At 62.1% G+C, this 18,104-nt stretch carries 13 protein-coding genes; 4 read left to right on the top strand and 9 right to left on the bottom strand.

Going from position 1 to position 18,104, the window contains the following annotated elements; translation table 11 throughout:
- Nucleotides 1–98 precede the first annotated feature (98 nt).
- Complete coding sequence (gene putP / locus HMPREF2807_RS07370; protein WP_070511524.1) at nucleotides 99–1,661, top strand: sodium/proline symporter PutP; 1,563 nt, start codon at nucleotides 99–101, stop codon at nucleotides 1,659–1,661.
- 110 nt (nucleotides 1,662–1,771) lie between these two features.
- On the opposite strand, the gene HMPREF2807_RS07365 is transcribed toward putP, so the two are convergent.
- Nucleotides 1,772–3,112 (bottom strand): lipase family protein, encoded by a 1,341-nt coding sequence (locus tag HMPREF2807_RS07365; protein ID WP_070511522.1) that lies wholly within the window; start codon nucleotides 3,110–3,112, stop codon nucleotides 1,772–1,774.
- A 194-nt stretch (nucleotides 3,113–3,306) separates the two neighbouring features.
- On the opposite strand from HMPREF2807_RS07365, the gene HMPREF2807_RS07360 reads away from it, so the two are divergent.
- Complete coding sequence (locus tag HMPREF2807_RS07360) at nucleotides 3,307–3,849, top strand: HNH endonuclease family protein (protein WP_070511520.1); 543 nt, start codon at nucleotides 3,307–3,309, stop codon at nucleotides 3,847–3,849.
- A gap of 47 nt (nucleotides 3,850–3,896) precedes the next feature.
- On the top strand, nucleotides 3,897–4,340 hold the full coding sequence (locus HMPREF2807_RS07355) for a DUF2269 domain-containing protein (protein ID WP_070511518.1): 444 nt from the start codon (nucleotides 3,897–3,899) through the stop codon (nucleotides 4,338–4,340).
- A 104-nt stretch (nucleotides 4,341–4,444) separates the two neighbouring features.
- On the opposite strand, the gene HMPREF2807_RS07350 is transcribed toward HMPREF2807_RS07355, so the two are convergent.
- From HMPREF2807_RS07350 to HMPREF2807_RS07315, 8 genes are all read right to left on the bottom strand, one after another.
- Entirely contained in the window at nucleotides 4,445–6,442 is a 1,998-nt protein-coding gene (locus HMPREF2807_RS07350; protein WP_070511516.1) for a DEAD/DEAH box helicase, read from the bottom strand.
- A gap of 76 nt (nucleotides 6,443–6,518) precedes the next feature.
- A complete protein-coding gene (locus HMPREF2807_RS07345; protein ID WP_070511514.1) occupies nucleotides 6,519–8,069 on the bottom strand; it encodes an ATP-binding protein in 1,551 nt (516 codons plus the stop codon).
- Nucleotides 8,070–8,127: 58 nt separating this feature from the next.
- A complete protein-coding gene (gene hutI, locus HMPREF2807_RS07340; protein ID WP_046648897.1) occupies nucleotides 8,128–9,306 on the bottom strand; it encodes an imidazolonepropionase in 1,179 nt (392 codons plus the stop codon).
- A gap of 21 nt (nucleotides 9,307–9,327) precedes the next feature.
- The gene (locus HMPREF2807_RS07335; RefSeq protein ID WP_070511512.1) at nucleotides 9,328–11,004 is read right to left on the bottom strand and encodes a urocanate hydratase; all 1,677 of its coding nucleotides are present in this window, start codon (nucleotides 11,002–11,004) and stop codon (nucleotides 9,328–9,330) included.
- 318 nt (nucleotides 11,005–11,322) lie between these two features.
- Entirely contained in the window at nucleotides 11,323–12,222 is a 900-nt protein-coding gene (locus tag HMPREF2807_RS07330) for a DUF559 domain-containing protein (RefSeq protein ID WP_070511510.1), read from the bottom strand.
- Nucleotides 12,223–12,472: 250 nt separating this feature from the next.
- Nucleotides 12,473–14,026, bottom strand: a complete 1,554-nt coding sequence (gene hutH, locus HMPREF2807_RS07325) for a histidine ammonia-lyase (RefSeq protein ID WP_070511507.1) — start codon at nucleotides 14,024–14,026, stop codon at nucleotides 12,473–12,475.
- Nucleotides 14,027–14,210: 184 nt separating this feature from the next.
- Nucleotides 14,211–14,939: an IclR family transcriptional regulator gene (locus tag HMPREF2807_RS07320; RefSeq protein ID WP_049155142.1), complete on the bottom strand. Its 729-nt coding sequence runs from the start codon at nucleotides 14,937–14,939 to the stop codon at nucleotides 14,211–14,213.
- Nucleotides 14,940–14,976: 37 nt separating this feature from the next.
- Nucleotides 14,977–16,323, bottom strand: coding sequence for a YjiH family protein (locus HMPREF2807_RS07315; protein ID WP_070511505.1), 1,347 nt, complete (start codon nucleotides 16,321–16,323; stop codon nucleotides 14,977–14,979).
- A 365-nt stretch (nucleotides 16,324–16,688) separates the two neighbouring features.
- Between HMPREF2807_RS07315 and HMPREF2807_RS07310 the strand changes: the two genes are divergently transcribed.
- Entirely contained in the window at nucleotides 16,689–18,104 is a 1,416-nt protein-coding gene (locus tag HMPREF2807_RS07310) for an amino acid permease (protein ID WP_070511503.1), read from the top strand.

Here is an 18,104-nt window from a genome sequence, read left to right as displayed (position 1 = left end):
AATACTGGTCACGCAGCCAATTCTCAGTTGGGTCAGAGGAATCGCCTCGTTAGCGTGAGTAGGTCCTATTTATAAATCTCAATCTCAAGGAGAGATCAGTGCAAGACTCCACTTGGTATGTCGTTGCGATGATCATCTACCTGCTTGCCATGGCCGCCATCGGCTTCTGGAGCTACAAGCAGACGGATGAGTACGACGACTACGTTCTCGCCGGCCGCGGCCTTCACCCGTTCGTAGCCGCCCTATCCGCCGGCGCCTCCGATATGTCCGGCTGGCTGCTCATGGGCCTGCCGGGCGCTTTGTTCCTGACCGGTATGTCCGAGCTGTGGATGGCCATCGGCCTCCTCATCGGTGCTTGGGCCAACTGGAAGTGGGTCGCGCCGCGTCTGCGCTCCTACTCCGAAATTGCCGGCAACTCCATTACCGTGCCCTCCTTCTTTGAAAACCGTCTGCACGATAAGTCGCGCCTGCTGCGCATTATCGCGGCGGCCATCATTATCTTCTTCTTCACCTTCTACGTCTCCTCCGGCATGGTGGCCGGCGGCCGTTACTTCGAGTCCAGCTTCGGCGGCGACTACATGGTCGGCATGCTCGTCGTGGCTGCCGTGACGGTCTTCTACACCTTCGTCGGCGGCTTCCTCGCGGTGTCCTACACCGATACCGTCCAGGGCCTGCTCATGTTCGCCTCCCTCATCATCGTGCCGATCATGGTGCTCTTCTCCTTGGACAACCCGGGCGATATCTTCAGCTTCGCCGCTGAGAACCCCTACGCCACCGGTGGCGTGATTGAGAACCCCAATTACTTCTCCCTGTTCTCCGGTGTATCCGCTGCCGTCATCATCGGCAACCTGGCCTGGGGCCTGGGCTACTTTGGCCAGCCGCACATCATCGTGCGCTTCATGGCGCTGCGCAAGCCTTCCGACGCCCGCGCAGGCCGCTTCTACGGTGTGAGCTGGATGGGCATCTCCCTGATCGGAGCCATCTTCGTCGCGCTCTCCGGCACGGTCTTCTTCACTGAGACCAACCACTCCATCACCGACCAGGAGAACTACGAGACCATCTTCCTAGACATGGCTCAGGTCATGTTCCACCCGCTCTTTGCTGGTCTGGTTCTGACCGCCGTTCTGGCAGCCATCATGTCCACGATGTCCTCCCAGATGCTGGTTGTCTCCACCTCCCTGATTGAGGACCTCTACCTCATCTTCGCTAAGAAGAAGCCAAGCCAGAACGTCCTGATCAACCTGTCCCGTACTGCCGTCGTGGCCATCGCCATCGTCGCCGCTGTGCTGGCAATCAACCCGTCGGATTCGATTCTGGGTCTGGTCGGCTTCGCCTGGGCCGGCTTTGGCTCCGCCTTCGGCCCGCTGGTGCTGCTGTCGCTGTACTGGAAGCGCCTCAACTCCACCGGTGCCATCGCCGGCATGCTCACCGGTGCGATCGTGGCCATTGGCTGGGGCATGAGCCCGCTAGGCGATACCCTCTACGAGCTGGTTCCGGGCTTCATCTCCGCTCTGCTCGTATCCGTCGGTGTTTCCCTTGCAACCAAGGCTCCGGATGAGAAGGTCATCCAGGAATTCGAGGAGGCTACCCGCTTGGCCAAGCTCGTTGAAGAAAACGATGACTTGGACTTCGAGGAGGCCGCGGAGAAGGTTCAGAAGTAGCCTTCGGCCCCTCCCCCCTCCTACTTTTAAACCCCTCGTCGAGCTAGTTCATCACTAAGCTCCGGCGAGGGGTTTGTCTTGTGAACTGAGGTGCCCGAGACACCTTCCTTTTAAGACAGCGCTGCCTCAATAGCCTTGACGGATTCCTTAATATGCGGGACGGTACCAGCCACGTGGGAGCGGGCATCATTCGGTATGAAGGTCACGTTTGCACCACGCGAAGTCCACTGCTCAACCAGCTGCTCAGCGGTGGAGAAAGGAATCACATCATCGCCGCGGCCGTGCGTAACCACCACCGGAATCGACGGCGCATCGTAACCAATGTGCTGGTCCGCCAGAATTCGGTCAAAGGGCGCAGTAGCAATGAATTCGTCAACGCTGTTGCCCTCATTGCTGATCTGTTCAATGGTGGTTCCTGAAAAGCCAGCCAGCCCCAGGGTGCAGGTGTTGGTGGCGCGCTTGAGAATTGCAGCCCCCTTCTCATTGAGATGAGCGTACAGGTCTTCGCCATAGGAGTTACTCAAGCCCAACAACGCATAGGACTCAAAAAGGAAATACAGCGTGCCGTCGAGAGCCGGCGGCAGCAACGTCAGATCCGCGGGTGCAGCACCAATCGTTGCTAGCTTGACGTTAAGCTCAGGCGCGTAGTCATCATAGAGTTCCGCTGCTGATGCCGCTGCCCCACCTCCCTGCGAATAGCCGTTAATGAACACGGGGTTGTCACCACTAATATCCCAGCCGTTCAGCTGCTGTGCCGCACGCGCACTATCCAAGACTGCATGCCCCTGGGAGATTCGGTCCATGTAAGTGTGCATTCCTGGGGTACCAAGACCTTCATAGTCTGTCACCACCACCGCATATCCCTTCTTCAAGTATTGCTCGAAGAAGAACTGCTCATAATCCCCCACGCCTTCAGCAATCTTGCGCGACGGCGCACAGCGGTCTGCCACACCTTGGGTACCAGGGGCGAATGCTACAACCGGGCGTGGTCCCGGCTTCGTCCATGCTGCTTTGGGCTCAATAACAATGCCGCTGACTGCCGTTTTCTCTCCCGTGCGGTTGGTAGAGGAATACAGGATGCGCTGGGCCTTGTAGGGGCCGATATTTGTAATTCCGAGGGTATTCGCCGGGTTGCGAACAGGCGCGGAACGGAAAAGCTGGCCGGGGGTGGATGACTCCAGATCTACAGCATCGTGGTAGAAGGCCGAGTATTCATCACCGACCGGGCTGTTACTACCAGGTGCTGGTGCTGTGGAGTAATTCTTTAACCCTTCGGCGGCATCCTTAATGTCACCGGATTCGTCGGGGCTCTCCATTGCTATGGGGTCTTTGAGGGCTTCCTCAGCGAGTGCAGATTCCGGCAGTTCCGGCGCGACGTCCTGCGCAAAGGCAAGAGGGCTTGCTGCAACAACGAGACATGCCGCAGCAAGAATGGAGAGCGAAGATTTCACTGCGTTTCCTTTCCTTTAGCAGTGATAGCGGGATCAGTAATTTTGACATTCTTAATCTATTACCAAGCTAATTATTAAAACTATTCTTATTTTGTCAAGTTTTGTTGACATCGCACCCCACCTCATTGCGTGCTTGGCGGCTCCCCTCCGAGCCCTTCAGGAACCCCTCCACGCTGCGCACAGTCTAAAACTGCATGAACCTGCGCGCGGCCTATATCGGCTTCCTCTCCATAGCCACGGTGGCCTACGGCGGCTACCATCTCCTTCCCGGCCCGGACCTGGGTGTGGCTACCGTGCCTGCGCGCGTGGAGGCCCCTGGCTACAACCGCGATGACTTCGGCGGCTGGGCGCCGGGCACCCGCGATAACGTCAAAGCAGCGCAGACCATCGACGGCACCCTCTACGATCCTTATGCCCGCGCACCCGCGCCGGAGCGCGTCGAAGTCGACCACGTCTTTCCGCTCTCAGCAGCCTGGGATCTCGGCGCATCAACGTGGCCGCGGGAAAAGAAGATGGCCTTCGCCAACGATCCGCTCAACCTTGTTGCCACTGCCCGCAACTTGAACCAAGCCAAGTCCGATTCCCTGCCGGCGGACTGGCTCCCGCCCGCCGACCGCTGCGACTATTCGCTGCGCCTTGCCGCAGTGGCGCGCAAATACCAACTCCCACTGCCTGCCCGCGACTATGCAGTCATGCGCCACCAGTGTCGATTCGATTTCATATCCCAGCACCGTTAGACTTTCGCTGGGATAAGCCCCGTATAGAAAGGTAAAGCGCACTCCCCATGACAAGCTTGCTCATCTTCCTTCACGCCTTCGCTGCCATCTTGTTGGTCGGTACCGTGTGTATCTCCACCTCCGCCTTCCCCGGCCAGGTGGAAAAGGCCGCTTCCGGTGATGCTTCGGCCGCTGGTGCCGCCGGCATCCTCAACAAGATCACCTCGACCTATGGCTACATTTCCGCCATCGTTCCGGTCATCGGCCTGGCTGTTTTCCTTACTGACCTGGCTGCCTACAAATCTCAGGTCCAGTTCCACATTGCCCTTCTGCTCTCCGTCATCGCCTGGGTCATTCTGCTCGTCGTGGTTATCCCGAAGCAGAACCAGGCCATGGCCGCGATTGCTAGCCCGGGCAGCGCCGATGTGGCCAAGCTGAAGAAGCAGCTAGCGATGTTCTCCGGTATCTTCAACCTGCTGTGGGTTGTCTGCGCCATCCTGATGTACGTCTAAACTCTTCGGTTTAGGCCTCAACAGATAAAACCTCCCAAGCTCTCAGTGAGAGTTTGGGAGGTTTTCTCGTGCAGCGTTAGGGCCGCTGCGGCGCCTAGCGGAGCCTAGTCGCGCCAGCCCCCGCGGCGCCCACCACGGTCGCGGCCACGTCCACCGCGGTCACGGTCGCGGTATCCGCCGCGTTCACCGCGTCCGCGTCCACCGTAGCCGCCGCGGCCACGGTCGTCATCGTAGTTCCGGCGCGGCGGGCGGCCGGTATCCTTCTGAATCTTGATGAGCTGTCCGGAAATGCGGGTGTCCTTCAGACGGTCCAGCACTGCCGGGTCTAGGTTCTTCGGCAGGTCCACCAAGGTGTGCCCCACCGCGATGGTGATACGTCCGAAGTCCTTGGAAGTCAGGCCACCTTCGTTGGCCAGCGCACCCACGATCGCACCCGGGCGCACGTTCTGGCGCTTGCCGACGTCCAGCCGGTACGTCTCAAAGTCCCCATCCGGGCGGCGCGGGCCGCGGTCACGGTCGCGGCCACCGCGGTCACGACCACGATCACGGTCACGCCCGCGGCCGTCGCGCTCGAAGCGATCGCGCTCGCGACGGTCCTTCTTAGTCACCGGGCGCTCCTTGAGCAGGAAGTCCGTCCCGCCCTGCAGCTGCACGGCCAAGGCCGCGGCGATATCATCCATCGCCACATTCTCCGCTGCGGAGTACTCGCGCACCATGTCGCGGAAGAATTCGAACTGCTTGTCCTCCTGCGAAGCGCCGATGGAAGCGAAGAACTTCTCCTTACGCTTAGCGTTGACCTCATCCGCGGTCGGAAGATCCATCTCCTCCAAGCGGGCGTTGGTCACGCGCTCGATGGAGCGCAGCATGCGACGCTCACGCGGGGTGACAAACAGGATGGCCTCACCAGTGCGGCCAGCACGGCCGGTACGGCCAATGCGGTGCACGTAGGACTCGGTGTCATTCGGGATGTCGTAGTTGACCACGTGGGTAATGCGGTCCACGTCGAGACCGCGGGCCGCCACGTCGGTAGCCACCAAAATGTCGAGGCGGCCATCCTTAAGCTGATCGACGGTGCGCTCACGCTGCTGCTGGGCAATATCGCCATTGATGGCGGCAGCGTTGTAGCCGGCCTCCTTGAGGCTATCGGCCACGTCTTCGGTCGCGTGCTTGGTGCGGCAGAAGACGATGATGGCGTCGTAGTCAATGACCTCGAGGATGCGGGTGAAGGCATCCATCTTGTGGCGGTGCGGGGTCAGCAGGAAGCGCTGCGTGATGTTGTCATTCGTACGGCGCTCCGACTTCACCGTGATCTCGGCAGGGTCGTTGAGGTACTGCTTAGACAGGCGGCGAATCGAGTTCGGCATGGTGGCCGAGAAGAGTGCGACCTGCTTGTCTTCCGGGGTGTCCTCAAGAATGCGCTCGACGTCTTCCTGGAAGCCCATGTTGAGCATCTCGTCCGCCTCATCGAGGACGAGGAAGCGCAGCTGCGAGATATCCAGGGAGCCCTTCTCCAGGTGGTCGATGACGCGGCCCGGGGTGCCCACAATGATCTGGGCGCCACGGCGCAGCCCGGAGAGCTGGATGCCATAAGCCTGGCCGCCGTAGATGGGCAGAACTTCGATGCGACCCAAGTGGTCGGCGAAGGACTGGAAGGAGTCCGCTACCTGGAGGGCCAGCTCGCGCGTGGGCGCGAGGACCAGAGCCTGCGGGTAGCGGGCCTCGGTATCGATCTGGGAGAGAACCGGCAGCGCGAAGGCCGCGGTCTTACCCGTACCCGTCTGGGCCAGACCGACGACGTCGCGGCCCTCCATGAGGATCGGGATGGTTTCTTCCTGAATTGGGGATGGCTTGGTAAAGCCCACCTTGGACACGGCTTCCTGAACGTCATCGGGAAGGCCGAGGTGTGCAAAACCCTGGGAGTTGTCGTTGGCTGAAGTTTCTTCAGCGCCGGTGTCCTCAGGGTTATTCGCAGCCCCGGTGTCCTGGTTGGATACCTGCGAAGCGTCCAGAGCTTCGCCACCTTGCGAGTTTTCCTGAGATTCCGACTTATTGAATTCTTCCGGCTCGTTTACGCCGCCGGTGGCGTTATCGGTAATGCTCATTGCTCAGACCAGAGTACGGCACCGGCACCCAATTAGCTATTTCACCGCTGAATTACCCGACCTTTTCCGCCTCGGGCTACTCCTTCGCAGCGTAACGCGTGGCGCGGTCACCGTGTTTGCCGCGCATCGTGACGTGCCCGGACTCGATGAGCTTGCCCAACGCGTAACGCACCTGGCCGCGGGTGAGCTGCGTGCTGTTCACGATGTCCACGAGCGAGAGCTCGCCGTTCCGGCGTAGTGCAGCAAGCACAAGTGCCGGGTTTCCGCCGAGCTTGGCGACGAGCCCGTCTTCCACCACACTGCCTTCCTTCGCTGTCTGTGCTGGGGCAAGCGCGGGCTGAAAGGAAGCAGAGGCGCTGCGAGTCGCGGGGGCGTGCTCGTCATCGCCTCGCCCCGCTCTCCAGAGGATCACGGTGAAGCGAACACCAGTGTCGATGAGGGTCGGCGGGCGCAAGCCGGCTTTGCGAAGGGACGAAAAGACGACCTTCATGCCTCCGCCCTGGCCCTCGATGACGCGCTCGCCATCCTCTAGACGCAATTTCGTGCTCAGTGCATACAGGCGCGGGTTTACAGCGACGGGTGACAGTACCCTTCCCTTGAGTTCTTCCACGGAGATGCCGCGTAGCCCACCCGGGCTAGTCACGATCAGTGCCTGGCGAGTCAGCCGAATGGTGACGAACTTCCCGGCACCTAAGCTTTCCGGCCCGAGGTCTCGGTGGACCACGGCATTAGCTATGACCTCGCGGACCGCCTCGAGGGGAAGCTCGGGAACCTCGCGCAGATGTCCATCCGTGCCATAGACCAAGTCGGTATCGATATTCCGGCGCACCCACGCCACGGCCGCATCCACCAGATCCGGGACGGGCCCATAAAACTCTTCCAGGTTCCGGGTGCGTGGTCCTTCCTCCCCCGCCGGGTATTGCACGGCCGCAGAAATATGCAGGTCGGGAAAGAATCCCTGCGGAAAGCGCCCCAGAGCGTACAAACCGGCCACACTCAGTTGTCCTCGGGAATCGACCACGCGGAATAGCTCCAGTAACTCGGCATCGCTCGCACCCCGCAAACGAGGGGTGGCGTTGCGCAGCTCCGCCACTGCTTCCTTGAGCGCCGAATCATCACAAACTTCTAGGCTTGACCCAGGAACGGGTTCTGAGTCATAGGCAATGGCCTCGCGCGCGTGTAGTTTATCCACCTCGATCATGCGGAGGTCATTGGAGCTCATGACATAGTCACCGTCCGCCATGCGCAGGTAGGGCCGCCCCCGATAGAGCGCCGGCCGCTGGTGCGGCAGCACGCCTTCGATGTGGCCGAGCACCACAGCACGCCCTTCGATTTGGAGGGTCTGGGTCTCAATGTAAGGCGCGGGTTCCACGAGGGTGCGTGCCTGATCCGCCAGGGCGCTTTCGATAGCGCCAGGATCGTCCACGCCGTGCACCGCAAAGCCGGGCTCCGCCACTCCAATGATGACGGTGCCGCCACGCGGCATGTTGGCGAAGGCACACAGAGTAGCCCCCAGGGACTGCGGCATTCCGCCGCGTCCCGATTTCACCTCCACGGTCGTCGTATCCGACTGCAAGAGGCGACAGTGCTCGAGGTAGTCCTCGAGCTGCTCTACTGTCCACATCATGCCTGCAGAATACCTCAGACTGCAAAGTTTTACACTCTAGAGTGCGAGACTTTGCTTTCTAGACCTCGCGGCCGCCGACGAAGGTCTTGAACGTCATCGGCATGCCCGGGCGGTAAGCAAGGTGGATAGCGCTCGGAGCATCGAGGACATGCAGGTCCGCGGCTGCACCGACCACCAGCGAGCCCTTAGCCGGGCGGCCCTTCGCGTCTTTGCCCTCACCGACATCCTGGCGGCGCAGCGCGGTGGCACCGCCCAGAGTGCCAGCAGCAATGGCCTCATCGAGGGTGAGGTGCTGCTGGAGCACGGCCGTCGTGATGCAGAAGTTCATTGCGGAGGTGTACGAGGTTCCCGGGTTGAGGTTGGAGGCGATGGCGACGGTCGCGCCGGCATCAATAAGCTTGCGGCCCGGTGCCAGCGGTTCCCGCGTGGACAGGTCGCACGCCGGCAGCAGGGTGGCCACCGTATCGGAGGAGGCCAGCGCTTCGACGTCCGCATCGCTGAGGTAGTTGACGTGGTCCACGGAGGCCGCGCCCAACTCCACCGCGAGTGCTACGCCGGGCCCCTCGCCAAGCTGGTTGCCGTGCACGCGCACACCCAATCCGCGGGCCTTGCCAGCCTCGAGCACGCGGCGCGATTGCTTCTCGTCGAAGGCACCACGCTCGCAGAAGACGTCAATCCACTGCACGTGCTCCGCCACGCCGTCGAGCATCGGGCCCACAACCTCGTCGAGGTAGGTTTCGGCCTCTGCTCCCGGCGGCACGAGGTGCGCGCCGAGGAAGGTCACGTCATCGACGTGGCGGGCCGCCACGCGAGCGGCCTCCACCTCGGATTCGGTATTGAGACCGTAACCGGTCTTCGTCTCCAAGGTGGTCGTTCCACCCCGGCGGGCAGCGGCGATGCGTTCCACCAGGAGTTTTTCCAGGCGCTCCTCCCCCGCCGAGCGGGTCGCGTCCATCGTCACGGCGATGCCGCCGGCCTGGTAGGACTCGCCCGCCATGCGGGCCTCAAACTCGGCGGAGCGGTCGCCATCGAAGATCATGTGGGTATGGGAATCCACCCAGCCCGGCAGAACTGCGCGCCCGCCCAGGTCGACCTTCTCGTCCGCGGCCGGGGCCTCGGAGGCTGGGCCGATCCAGGCGATGGTGCCGTCGGTGTTGGCGATGAGTGCGGCGTCGGCAAGCGTGCCTGCCTCCGACACCGTGCGCAGCTCTGAGATTCCAGTAAACAGGGTGGACATGATCTTCTTTTCCTCTCTTGTCTAGTCGCGGGCCTTGAATTCCATCGGGATACGCACACCGCGCTCGTCGGCGACTTCCTTGGCGCGAGTGTAACCGGAATCCACGTGGCGGATAACACCCATGCCCGGGTCGTTGGTCAGCACCGCGCGCAGCTTGGCGGCGGCCAGCTCGGTGCCATCGGCGACGGTGACCTGGCCCGCGTGGATGGAGCGACCCATGCCCACGCCGCCGCCGTGGTGGATGGATACCCAGGTGGCACCGGAGGAGACAGCGGTCATTGCGTTGAGCAGCGGCCAGTCAGCCACGGCGTCGGTGCCGTCGAGCATGGCCTCGGTCTCGCGGTACGGGGAGGCCACGGAACCGGAATCGAGGTGGTCGCGGCCGATGACGATCGGAGCCTTGATCTTGCCTTCCTTGACCAGGTCATTGAAGAGCAGGCCAGCCTTGTGGCGCTCGTTGTAGCCCAGCCAGCAAATACGTGCCGGCAGGCCCTCGAACTCCACGTACTCCTCGGCGGCATCGAGCCAGTTGTGCAGGTGCTCGTTGTCCGGGAAGAGCTCCTTAAGTGCTTGGTCGGTGACCTTGATGTCCTCCGGATCGCCGGAGAGCGCTGCCCAGCGGAAGGGGCCGAGACCCTCACAGAAGAGCGGGCGGATGTAGGCCGGAACGAAGCCCGGGAACTCGAAGGCGCGCTGGTAGCCGGCCTTGCGGGCCTCGTCGCGGATGGAGTTGCCGTAGTCGAAGACCTCGGCGCCCTCGTCCTGGAATTCCACCATGGCCTGGACCTGGGCGGCCATGGCCTCGCGGGCCTTCTTGGTGAAGGTGGTCGGATCTGCCTTGGCCTCGTTGTACCAATCCTCGACGGTGATTTCGGTGGGCAGGTAGCTCAGCGGGTCGTGCGCGGAGGTCTGGTCCGTAACGATATCCACGGTGAACTCGCCCGCGCGCTGGCGGCGCAGCACCTCCGGGAAGACCTCGGCGGCGTTGCCCACCAGGCCGACGGACAGCGGCTTCTTGTTCTCCTTGGCGTCGAGCACCAGCTTGAGTGCCTCATCCAGGTCGGTGACGACCTCATCGAGGTAGCGCTTGGACTGGCGGCGCTTCAGGCGGGTCTCGTCAACATCGACGATGAGGCAGGCGCCGCCGTTCAAGGTCACGGACAGCGGCTGCGCGCCGCCCATACCGCCGCAGCCACCGGTCAGGGTGAAGGTGCCGGCGAGCGTGCCGTTGAAGCGCTTCTTGGCCACGGCCGCGAAGGTCTCAAAAGTACCCTGCAGGATGCCCTGGGTAGCGATGTAAATCCAGGAACCGGCCGTCATCTGGCCGTACATCATCAGGCCCTCGTCCTCGAGCTTGCGGAAGTGCTCCCAGTTAGCCCAGTCGCCGACCAAGTTGGAGTTGGCAATGAGCACGCGCGGTGCCCACTCGTTGGTCTTCCAAACGCCGACCGGCTTGCCGGACTGCACCAGCAGGGTCTCGTCGGATTCGAGGTCCTTCAGCGACTCCACGATGGCGTCGAAGGCCTCCCAGCTGCGGGCTGCACGGCCGGTGCCGCCGTAGACTACGAGGTCCTCGGGGCGCTCAGCAACCTCGGGGTCGAGGTTGTTCATGAGCATGCGCAGCGGGGCTTCGGTCTGCCAAGACTTGGCGTTCAGTTCGGTTCCGCGCGGGGCGCGTACTTCGCGGGGTTCAGACATGACTTCCTTTCGCTCGTGCTTTTCGACGCCCTTCCAAACCCCCAAGGCCGGTTTCCCGGGGCTGTCCCTTGTGGGGCTTGGTCAGCGTCACACATCAGAAGCTACTGTGACGCAGCACCAACTTCTAGGGCTCTTTTGGCCTGCCTGTCTCAGATGCGAGACTGTCGTCTGACAGGCAATTCAGCGCCGCGCTGCCTGCAATCCAGAGCCCAACCCAAAAGTGCAGACCTGGAAGTGCATTCACGCAGGTGGGCGTCGTCCAGCGCCAAGGCAGTGCTTTGCGACGACCAGCAGGTCTGCACTTCCAGGTCTGCACTTTTACAAGCGCGGGCCGCGTGCCAGGTGTTTGCCCACCGTCTCCTGGAAATAGTCAGGCCGCGAACTCAACTGTTCTGGGCTAAACCTCAAGACGATGTAGCCCTTGTTGAGGATGGCTTGCTGGCGCCGATGCTCCGCGCGAATTACCTCTTCGGCCTCGAAGCGGTACTTGACGTTTCCGTCAATCTCAATCACGAGCCACCCATTAATGACCAGATCCGCTCGATAGTTCTCAATCACATACTGCGCCTTGACCCAGCGCAGCTCCGGGTAGTCCGCCGCAAGAATCAAGGCACGGGCATAGGATTCCCACGGTGACTCCGCGCAATTGACGCTTTCAGCAACCGCCCGCCGCGCGGCGGCAACACCCTTAACTCTCCCCATAGCGCCGAGCGTTTCGTTAATCCCGAACTGACCTACATTGCGCGCCCGCACGGCATCGACGGCAACGAGCCCCTCCTCAAATCCATAGAACCGCGCAATATCAATGGCCGTGCGCTCCAGGGTTGACACGCGAATCCCGTGAACCACCGTCTCTTTACCGCGCAAATCCATGCGGCGATAACGGACAGTGGCTTTAGATCGTGGAGGTACCGAGTTCGAAGGCAACGTCGCCTCCCATTCGGTCGGCGGCACAACCAGCGGAATTCCATGAATAAGGGCGGCGGACTTTCCCACTAATGTCGCCTTGGGCAAGGTCAACCCGAGCACGTACGCCTTCGCGGTCTCCTTCTGCCACGGCTTGAGTTCGTGCCAATGCACCATCGGCAGCACGAAGCACCACGCCAGTTTGGCCACCTTGCCGGCATGCACCTTCTTCCACCGGGGATCATCATTGGGCAGCTTCCGAAGGTCGATAAGGTGCTGGTCTAAAAAGCTAAAGAGTTGTTCATTGTTCATGCACTACTCATAACCCAGCTTTGTGTGCCTCGCCACAGATAGGCTTCCGTTCTTCACCTCCGCCGCACTACCTGTAATCCGGTGCCCAGCCTAAAAGTGCAGACCTGGAAGTGCATTCATGCAGGTGGGCGTCGTCCAGCGCAAGGCAGTGCTTTGCGACGACCAGCAGGTCTGCACTTCCAGGTCTGCATTTTTGGAAATAAGACGGCAAGAGAAGGCCCCATGGCACATGCCATGGGGCGGGAGGTGTTTAGCGCAGCGTGCCGACGGCCCCCTCTACCGCAGCCACCAGCGCACCCTCCTTGACCAGGCGCACGGTCTCCTCGATCTCCGGAGAGAGGTAGCGGTCGGTGCCCGGGCCTTGGACGGTCTGGCGCAGGGCATCGATGACCGCGCCGGTACCCTTGGCCGGCTGGCCCTCGCGCATATCGATGGCGCGGGCGGCGGTAAGGATTTCGATGGCGAGGACGCGCTGCAGACCGTCGACAGCCTTGCGGAGCTTGCGAGCACCCGACCAGCCCATGGACACATGGTCTTCCTGCATGGCCGACGACGGAATGGAATCCGCCGAAGACGGGTTGGCCAAGCGCTTGAGCTCAGAGACGATGCCCGCCTGCGCATACTGCGCGATCATGTGGCCGGAGTCCACACCCGGGTCATCGGCCAGGAAGGCGTTGAGGCCGCGGCTGCGAGCAACATCGAGGAAGCGATCGGTGCGGCGCTCAGAGATGGAGGCCAGGTCAGCCACGACGATGGCCAGGAAGTCCAGCGCATAGGCCACCGGCGCGCCGTGGAAGTTGCCGTTGGAGACCACGCGCCCGTCCTTGGCCACCACCGGGTTGTCGACGGCCGCGGCCAGCTCGCGCTCCGCAACCGTTGCTGTGTGCGCCACGGTATCGCGGAAACCGCCAGCCACCTGCGGCGCACAGCGCACCGAGTAGGCGTCCTGCACCTGCTTCTTCTTAAATTCCTCGAGAGCGGCCGCGAGAATCTCCGAGCCCTCTGCGACCTGCAGGATATTGGCCGCAGCATCTGCCTGGCCTGGGTGCGGGCGCAGCTGCTGCAGGTCATCGGCAAAGACCACCAAGGTACCCAGCAGGCCCTCCACCGTCATCGCGGTGGCGATATCGGCGGTCTTGGCCAGCTCACGCAAGTCTGTAATGGCCAGGCAGAGCTGGCCCAGCATGCCATCGGTGCCGTTAATCAGTGCTAGGCCTTCCTTTTCCCGCAGCTTGAGCGGCTCGATACCCGCAGCGGATAGGGCTTCCGCGGCCGGGGTGACCTCGCCGCCATCAACGCGCACCTCGCCTTCACCGAGCAGTGCCAGTGCGCAGTGCGCAAGCGGTGCAAGGTCACCGGAGCAACCCAAGGAACCGTATTCGCGGACCACCGGGTGGATGTTGGCGTTGAGGACCGCAGCATAGGTTTCCGCCACCACCGGACGCACGCCAGTACGCCCAGTGCACAGGGTGGACAGGCGCAGCAGCATGAGCGCGCGAATGACCTCTTGCTCAACCTCCGGGCCCGTGCCTGCTGCATGCGAGCGCACGAGCGAAAGCTGCAGCTGCGCGCGCATCTCCTCCGGAATGTGGCGGCGCGCTAGGGCACCGAAGCCGGTGGAAATGCCATAAACCGGAGTCGGATCCTGGGCCAGCTCCTCGACACGCTCACGTGTGGAGGCGATTTCCGCCAGGGCATCCTCAGAAATCTCCACCTTCGCGCCATAGCGCGCAACGGCCACGACCTCCTCGATGCTCAGCGCACCGATACCCACGGTCACGGTGGAGGGATAAGAATTAGACATGTAAGGCTCCTTTGACGTCGCTGCGGTACCCCGCCCCACCACCCGCGTGGAAGGGAAGAAGGCACGCGAAAACACGTACTTGCTTTCACAAGAATAGAAAAATAGTGATACGCGCGACAGCCTTACGCGTTGCGCTCATAGTACAACAGGCTGCCCGGCGCGCCAATACCCCGCGCACGACCAGTTAGCGGCGCCCGTACATTCTCTCCGCCACCTGCTGCGCTGCCGCGTGCAGTTGCTGGGCGACGTCGGCGGCGTCGGCAGTCCCCACCGGGAAGGTCACCGCCAGCGCCGCCGCGGGCCTGCCCACGTGGTCAACCACCGCCACGCCTACCGACGCCTGCCCGCGCGCCACCACCTCAACCTCTTCGGCCCAGCCGCGCTCGCGCACCTGGCGCAAGATTTCCTTGTACTCCCCAAAACCTAAAGAACCGGGGACGAATGCTGCACGCCACTCCGCTTCCGGGAGCAGGGCCAGCATCGCCCGCCCGGAGGCCGTGCGCTGCGCCTGCAGCCGCACTCCCCTCTCCGTCACCAAGGACAGCGCCCCCGGCGCGCGAATCTCGTTGAGGTAGAGAATCTCCGAGCCCGCCAAACGCGACAGGTGCCCCGAACCCCCGACACTGCTGGCAATCCGCTCGAGGTGCCCCTGGGTTACCCGCACGAGGGGCTGCTGCGTGGCGTAGGCAGCAGCCATCGAATAGGCAACGAGCCCCAACCCATAGGTTTGGTTCTCCGGCAGGTGCACAACGAAGCCCGCGTCCACCATCTCCTTGAGCAGGTGGTAAGTCGTGGAGCGCGGCAGGTTCAGCTCACTGCGGATGCGCGCGGCGGAAATCGGCACGTCGATAGTGGACAGCAGCCGGAGGATCTCCAGCGCATTGCGCGCCGCCGGGACTCGGGAGGTACTCATGGGCCCACATTCTAGTGAGCCCTCGTACAAGTCCCAGCTAAGTCACCAGGAAGGCAATCGGCGTCGCAATAATGATGGTCAGCACCACGCGCTCGAACCAGATGACCACGATCTGCCAGAGTTTGATCGGAATCTTAGTAGCCAGAATGCACGGCACCAGCGCGGAGAAGAAGATGATGGCGGAAATCGCCACCACGCCGATGACGAACTTGAGCACCATGCTTTCAGAACCAGCCACCGCAGTCGCCGGCAGGAACATCTCCGCAATGCCCATGGCCGCGGCCTTGCCCGCCAGCTCCGGCTCCGGCAGCTGGACAATCCACGCGAACGGGTAGAACAGGTAGCCCAGCCAATCGAAGAGCGGCGTGAAGTTAGCCAGCAGCAGGCCAATCAGGCCCACAGACATGATGGAGGGCACAATCGCCGACGCCATGCGCACGCCATCGCGCAGGTTCTCCCAAATGGCAGCGCCCAAAGACGGCGCGCGGTCCAGCGCCAGCAGCGCCTCACGCCACGCGGCCTTAAAGAAATTGCCCTTCACTGGCTTTTCCGGGTCCGGTTGCACGCCGTCTACGTAGTCGTCGGGAATCCTGCTCAGCGGCGGAATCCACACGGTAATCGCCGTAACCAGGAAGGTCACCACGAGGGATACCGCGAAGTAGATGCCCCACATATCCATCAGGTCGAGCTGCTTGGCGACGATCACCATGAAGGCAGCGGAGACCGTCGAGAAGCCCGTCGCGATGATGGAAGCCTCACGCGCGGTGTAGCCGCCGCGCTGGTACACGCGGTCAGTAATGAGGATTCCCAAAGAGTAGGAGCCCACGAAGGAGGCCACCGCGTCAATGGCGGAGCGCCCCGGCGTGCGCCACAGCGGACGCATGATGGGCTGCATGAATACGCCGACGAATTCCAGAAGGCCGTAGCTGATGAGCAAGGCCAGGAACGCGCCACCGATAGGCACGATGAGCCCGACTGGCGTGGCAATCGAGTTCCACAGGAAGGGCACGATGTCCTCGTTGCCCAGCACTCCGGGAAGCTTTCCGATGACCATCAGGAAGGAGACCACCAGGCCCACCACGTTGAGCGCAGTAAAGACCGCCTGGAGCGGGCCTTCTTTCCAGTTTTTATTCACGATGCTGCGCACTGTGCCATAGAGCGCTAACGCCAAGATGAACCAAGGCACTAGGACATCGGCATAGGTGCGGATGATGGTGACCATGTGGTCGAGCGGGATAGATTTCTTTCCGTCGTAGCTGATGGGAAAGAAGAATACGAAAGCGCCAATAGCGCTGTAGACAAAGAGGCGCCAGATGCCCTTCTTGGAGGGGACATCGTCGTCGCTCTCGTAGAAGGCGTCAACGATTGCGTCTTCAGATTTCATGTTCTACCTCACGGTGGTGGAAACGACACGTCATTAGCACGGCCACAACACGCTCACTTCTTGAACGTGCCAAGCAAACACACGCCACTACAAGGCGATTGCTTTAAGCCATGCCCACGCGACAGCCACACGCAGGTCTTCCATATACTAACGCCACCCCGAACAAATGTCACATAGGTCACCCCCGAGTAGCGAATGAGTGCAGGGTCATAGGCCAGATCGACCTCTGCCCCGTAGCGGAATTGACCGGACACACTAACTAGAGGAAAGTAGCTCCCGGAATCACTCGCACCAACCACTCCCCTCATCCGCAGCGCTAGGACTAGCTAGCGCCACAACAGGGGCACAGAGGAGGACGCATCCCCGTGGCAGAAACCACCACCAAGCGCCCCGGCTTGAAACACCGTCACCTGCACTTCATCGCCTTGGGCTCGGCCATCGGCACCGGCCTGTTCTACGGCTCCGCCGGCGCCATCCAAGCCGCCGGCCCCTCGGTCCTCTTGGTCTACCTCCTCGGCGGCGCCGTGGTTTACTTCCTCCTGCGCGCACTCGGTGAGATGTCCGTGCATCACCCCGTCACCGGCTCCTTCGCCGAGTACGCCCGCACCTTCCTAGGCCCCTGGGCCGGCTATATCACCGGCTGGATGTTCGCCTTCGAGATGGTCATCGTGGCTCTCGCCGACCTCACCGCCATCGGCGTCTACATGCAATTCTGGTTCCCCGGCTCACCCAAATGGGTGTGGGTAGCCGCCACACTGCTTCTCGTCGGCGGCGCCAACCTCGCCACCGTCAAGGCCTTCGGCGAGCTGGAATTCGCCTTCACCATCGTCAAGGTTGGTGCGGTCATCGCGATGATCCTCGGCGGCGTGGCCGTGCTCATCTTCGGCCTCTCCACCGCGGAGACCACCGGCCCGGCCAACCTGGTCAACGATGGCGGTTTCTTCCCCAACGGTATTTCCGGAATGGTCGCCTCCTTCATCCTCGTTCTCTTCGCCTTCGGCGGCACGGAGATCGTCGGCGTCGCCAGTGCGGAGGCAGAAGATCCCGCCAAGTCCGTACCGAAGGCCATCAACACCATCCCGGTGCGCATCCTGCTGTTCTACGTCCTGGCCATCCTGGTCATCCTGATGATCAACCCCTGGCGCAGCATCACCGGTGAGGAAAGCCCCTTCGTCCAAATCTTCTCCACCCTCGGCGTCACCTGGGCTGCGGCCGCCCTCAACGTCGTCGTCATCACCGCGGCGGTCTCTGCCATCAACGCCGATCTCTTCGGTGCCGGCAACGTTCTCACCGGCCTGGCCCGCCAGAACCTCGCTCCGAAGGTCATGGCCAAAAAGACCCGCGGTGTGCCGGTCATGACCATGATCATCCTGCTCATCGTCATGATCATCGGCACCGGACTCAACGCGCTCATCCCGGATAACGTCTTTGAGGTCATCGCCTCCCTGGCCACCTTTGCCACCATCTACGTGTGGCTGATGATTCTGCTCGCCCACGTGGCCTCCCGCCGCCAAATGCCCACCGAAGAACGCGCCAGCCTGGAATACACCGTCCCCTACTGGCCCTGGGGCCAATACTTCTCCATCGCCTTCATCATCTTCACTTTTGGCATCATGGTGTGGCAGGAGCAATACCGCCCGGCACTTGCCACGGGCGTTATCTTCATCCTCCTGATGACCGCCATCTTCTACCTCACCGGCCGCCGCAGCGCCGCCGCGAGCACCCCACAGGAAGCAGCCCTGCAAAATACAGCCGAACAAGAAACAGACGCGAAAGGATAA

This window comes from Corynebacterium sp. HMSC074A09 (assembly GCF_001811545.1).
Classification (GTDB): domain Bacteria; phylum Actinomycetota; class Actinomycetes; order Mycobacteriales; family Mycobacteriaceae; genus Corynebacterium; species Corynebacterium hiratae.
This window is presented reverse-complemented; position numbering and strand designations above follow the sequence as displayed.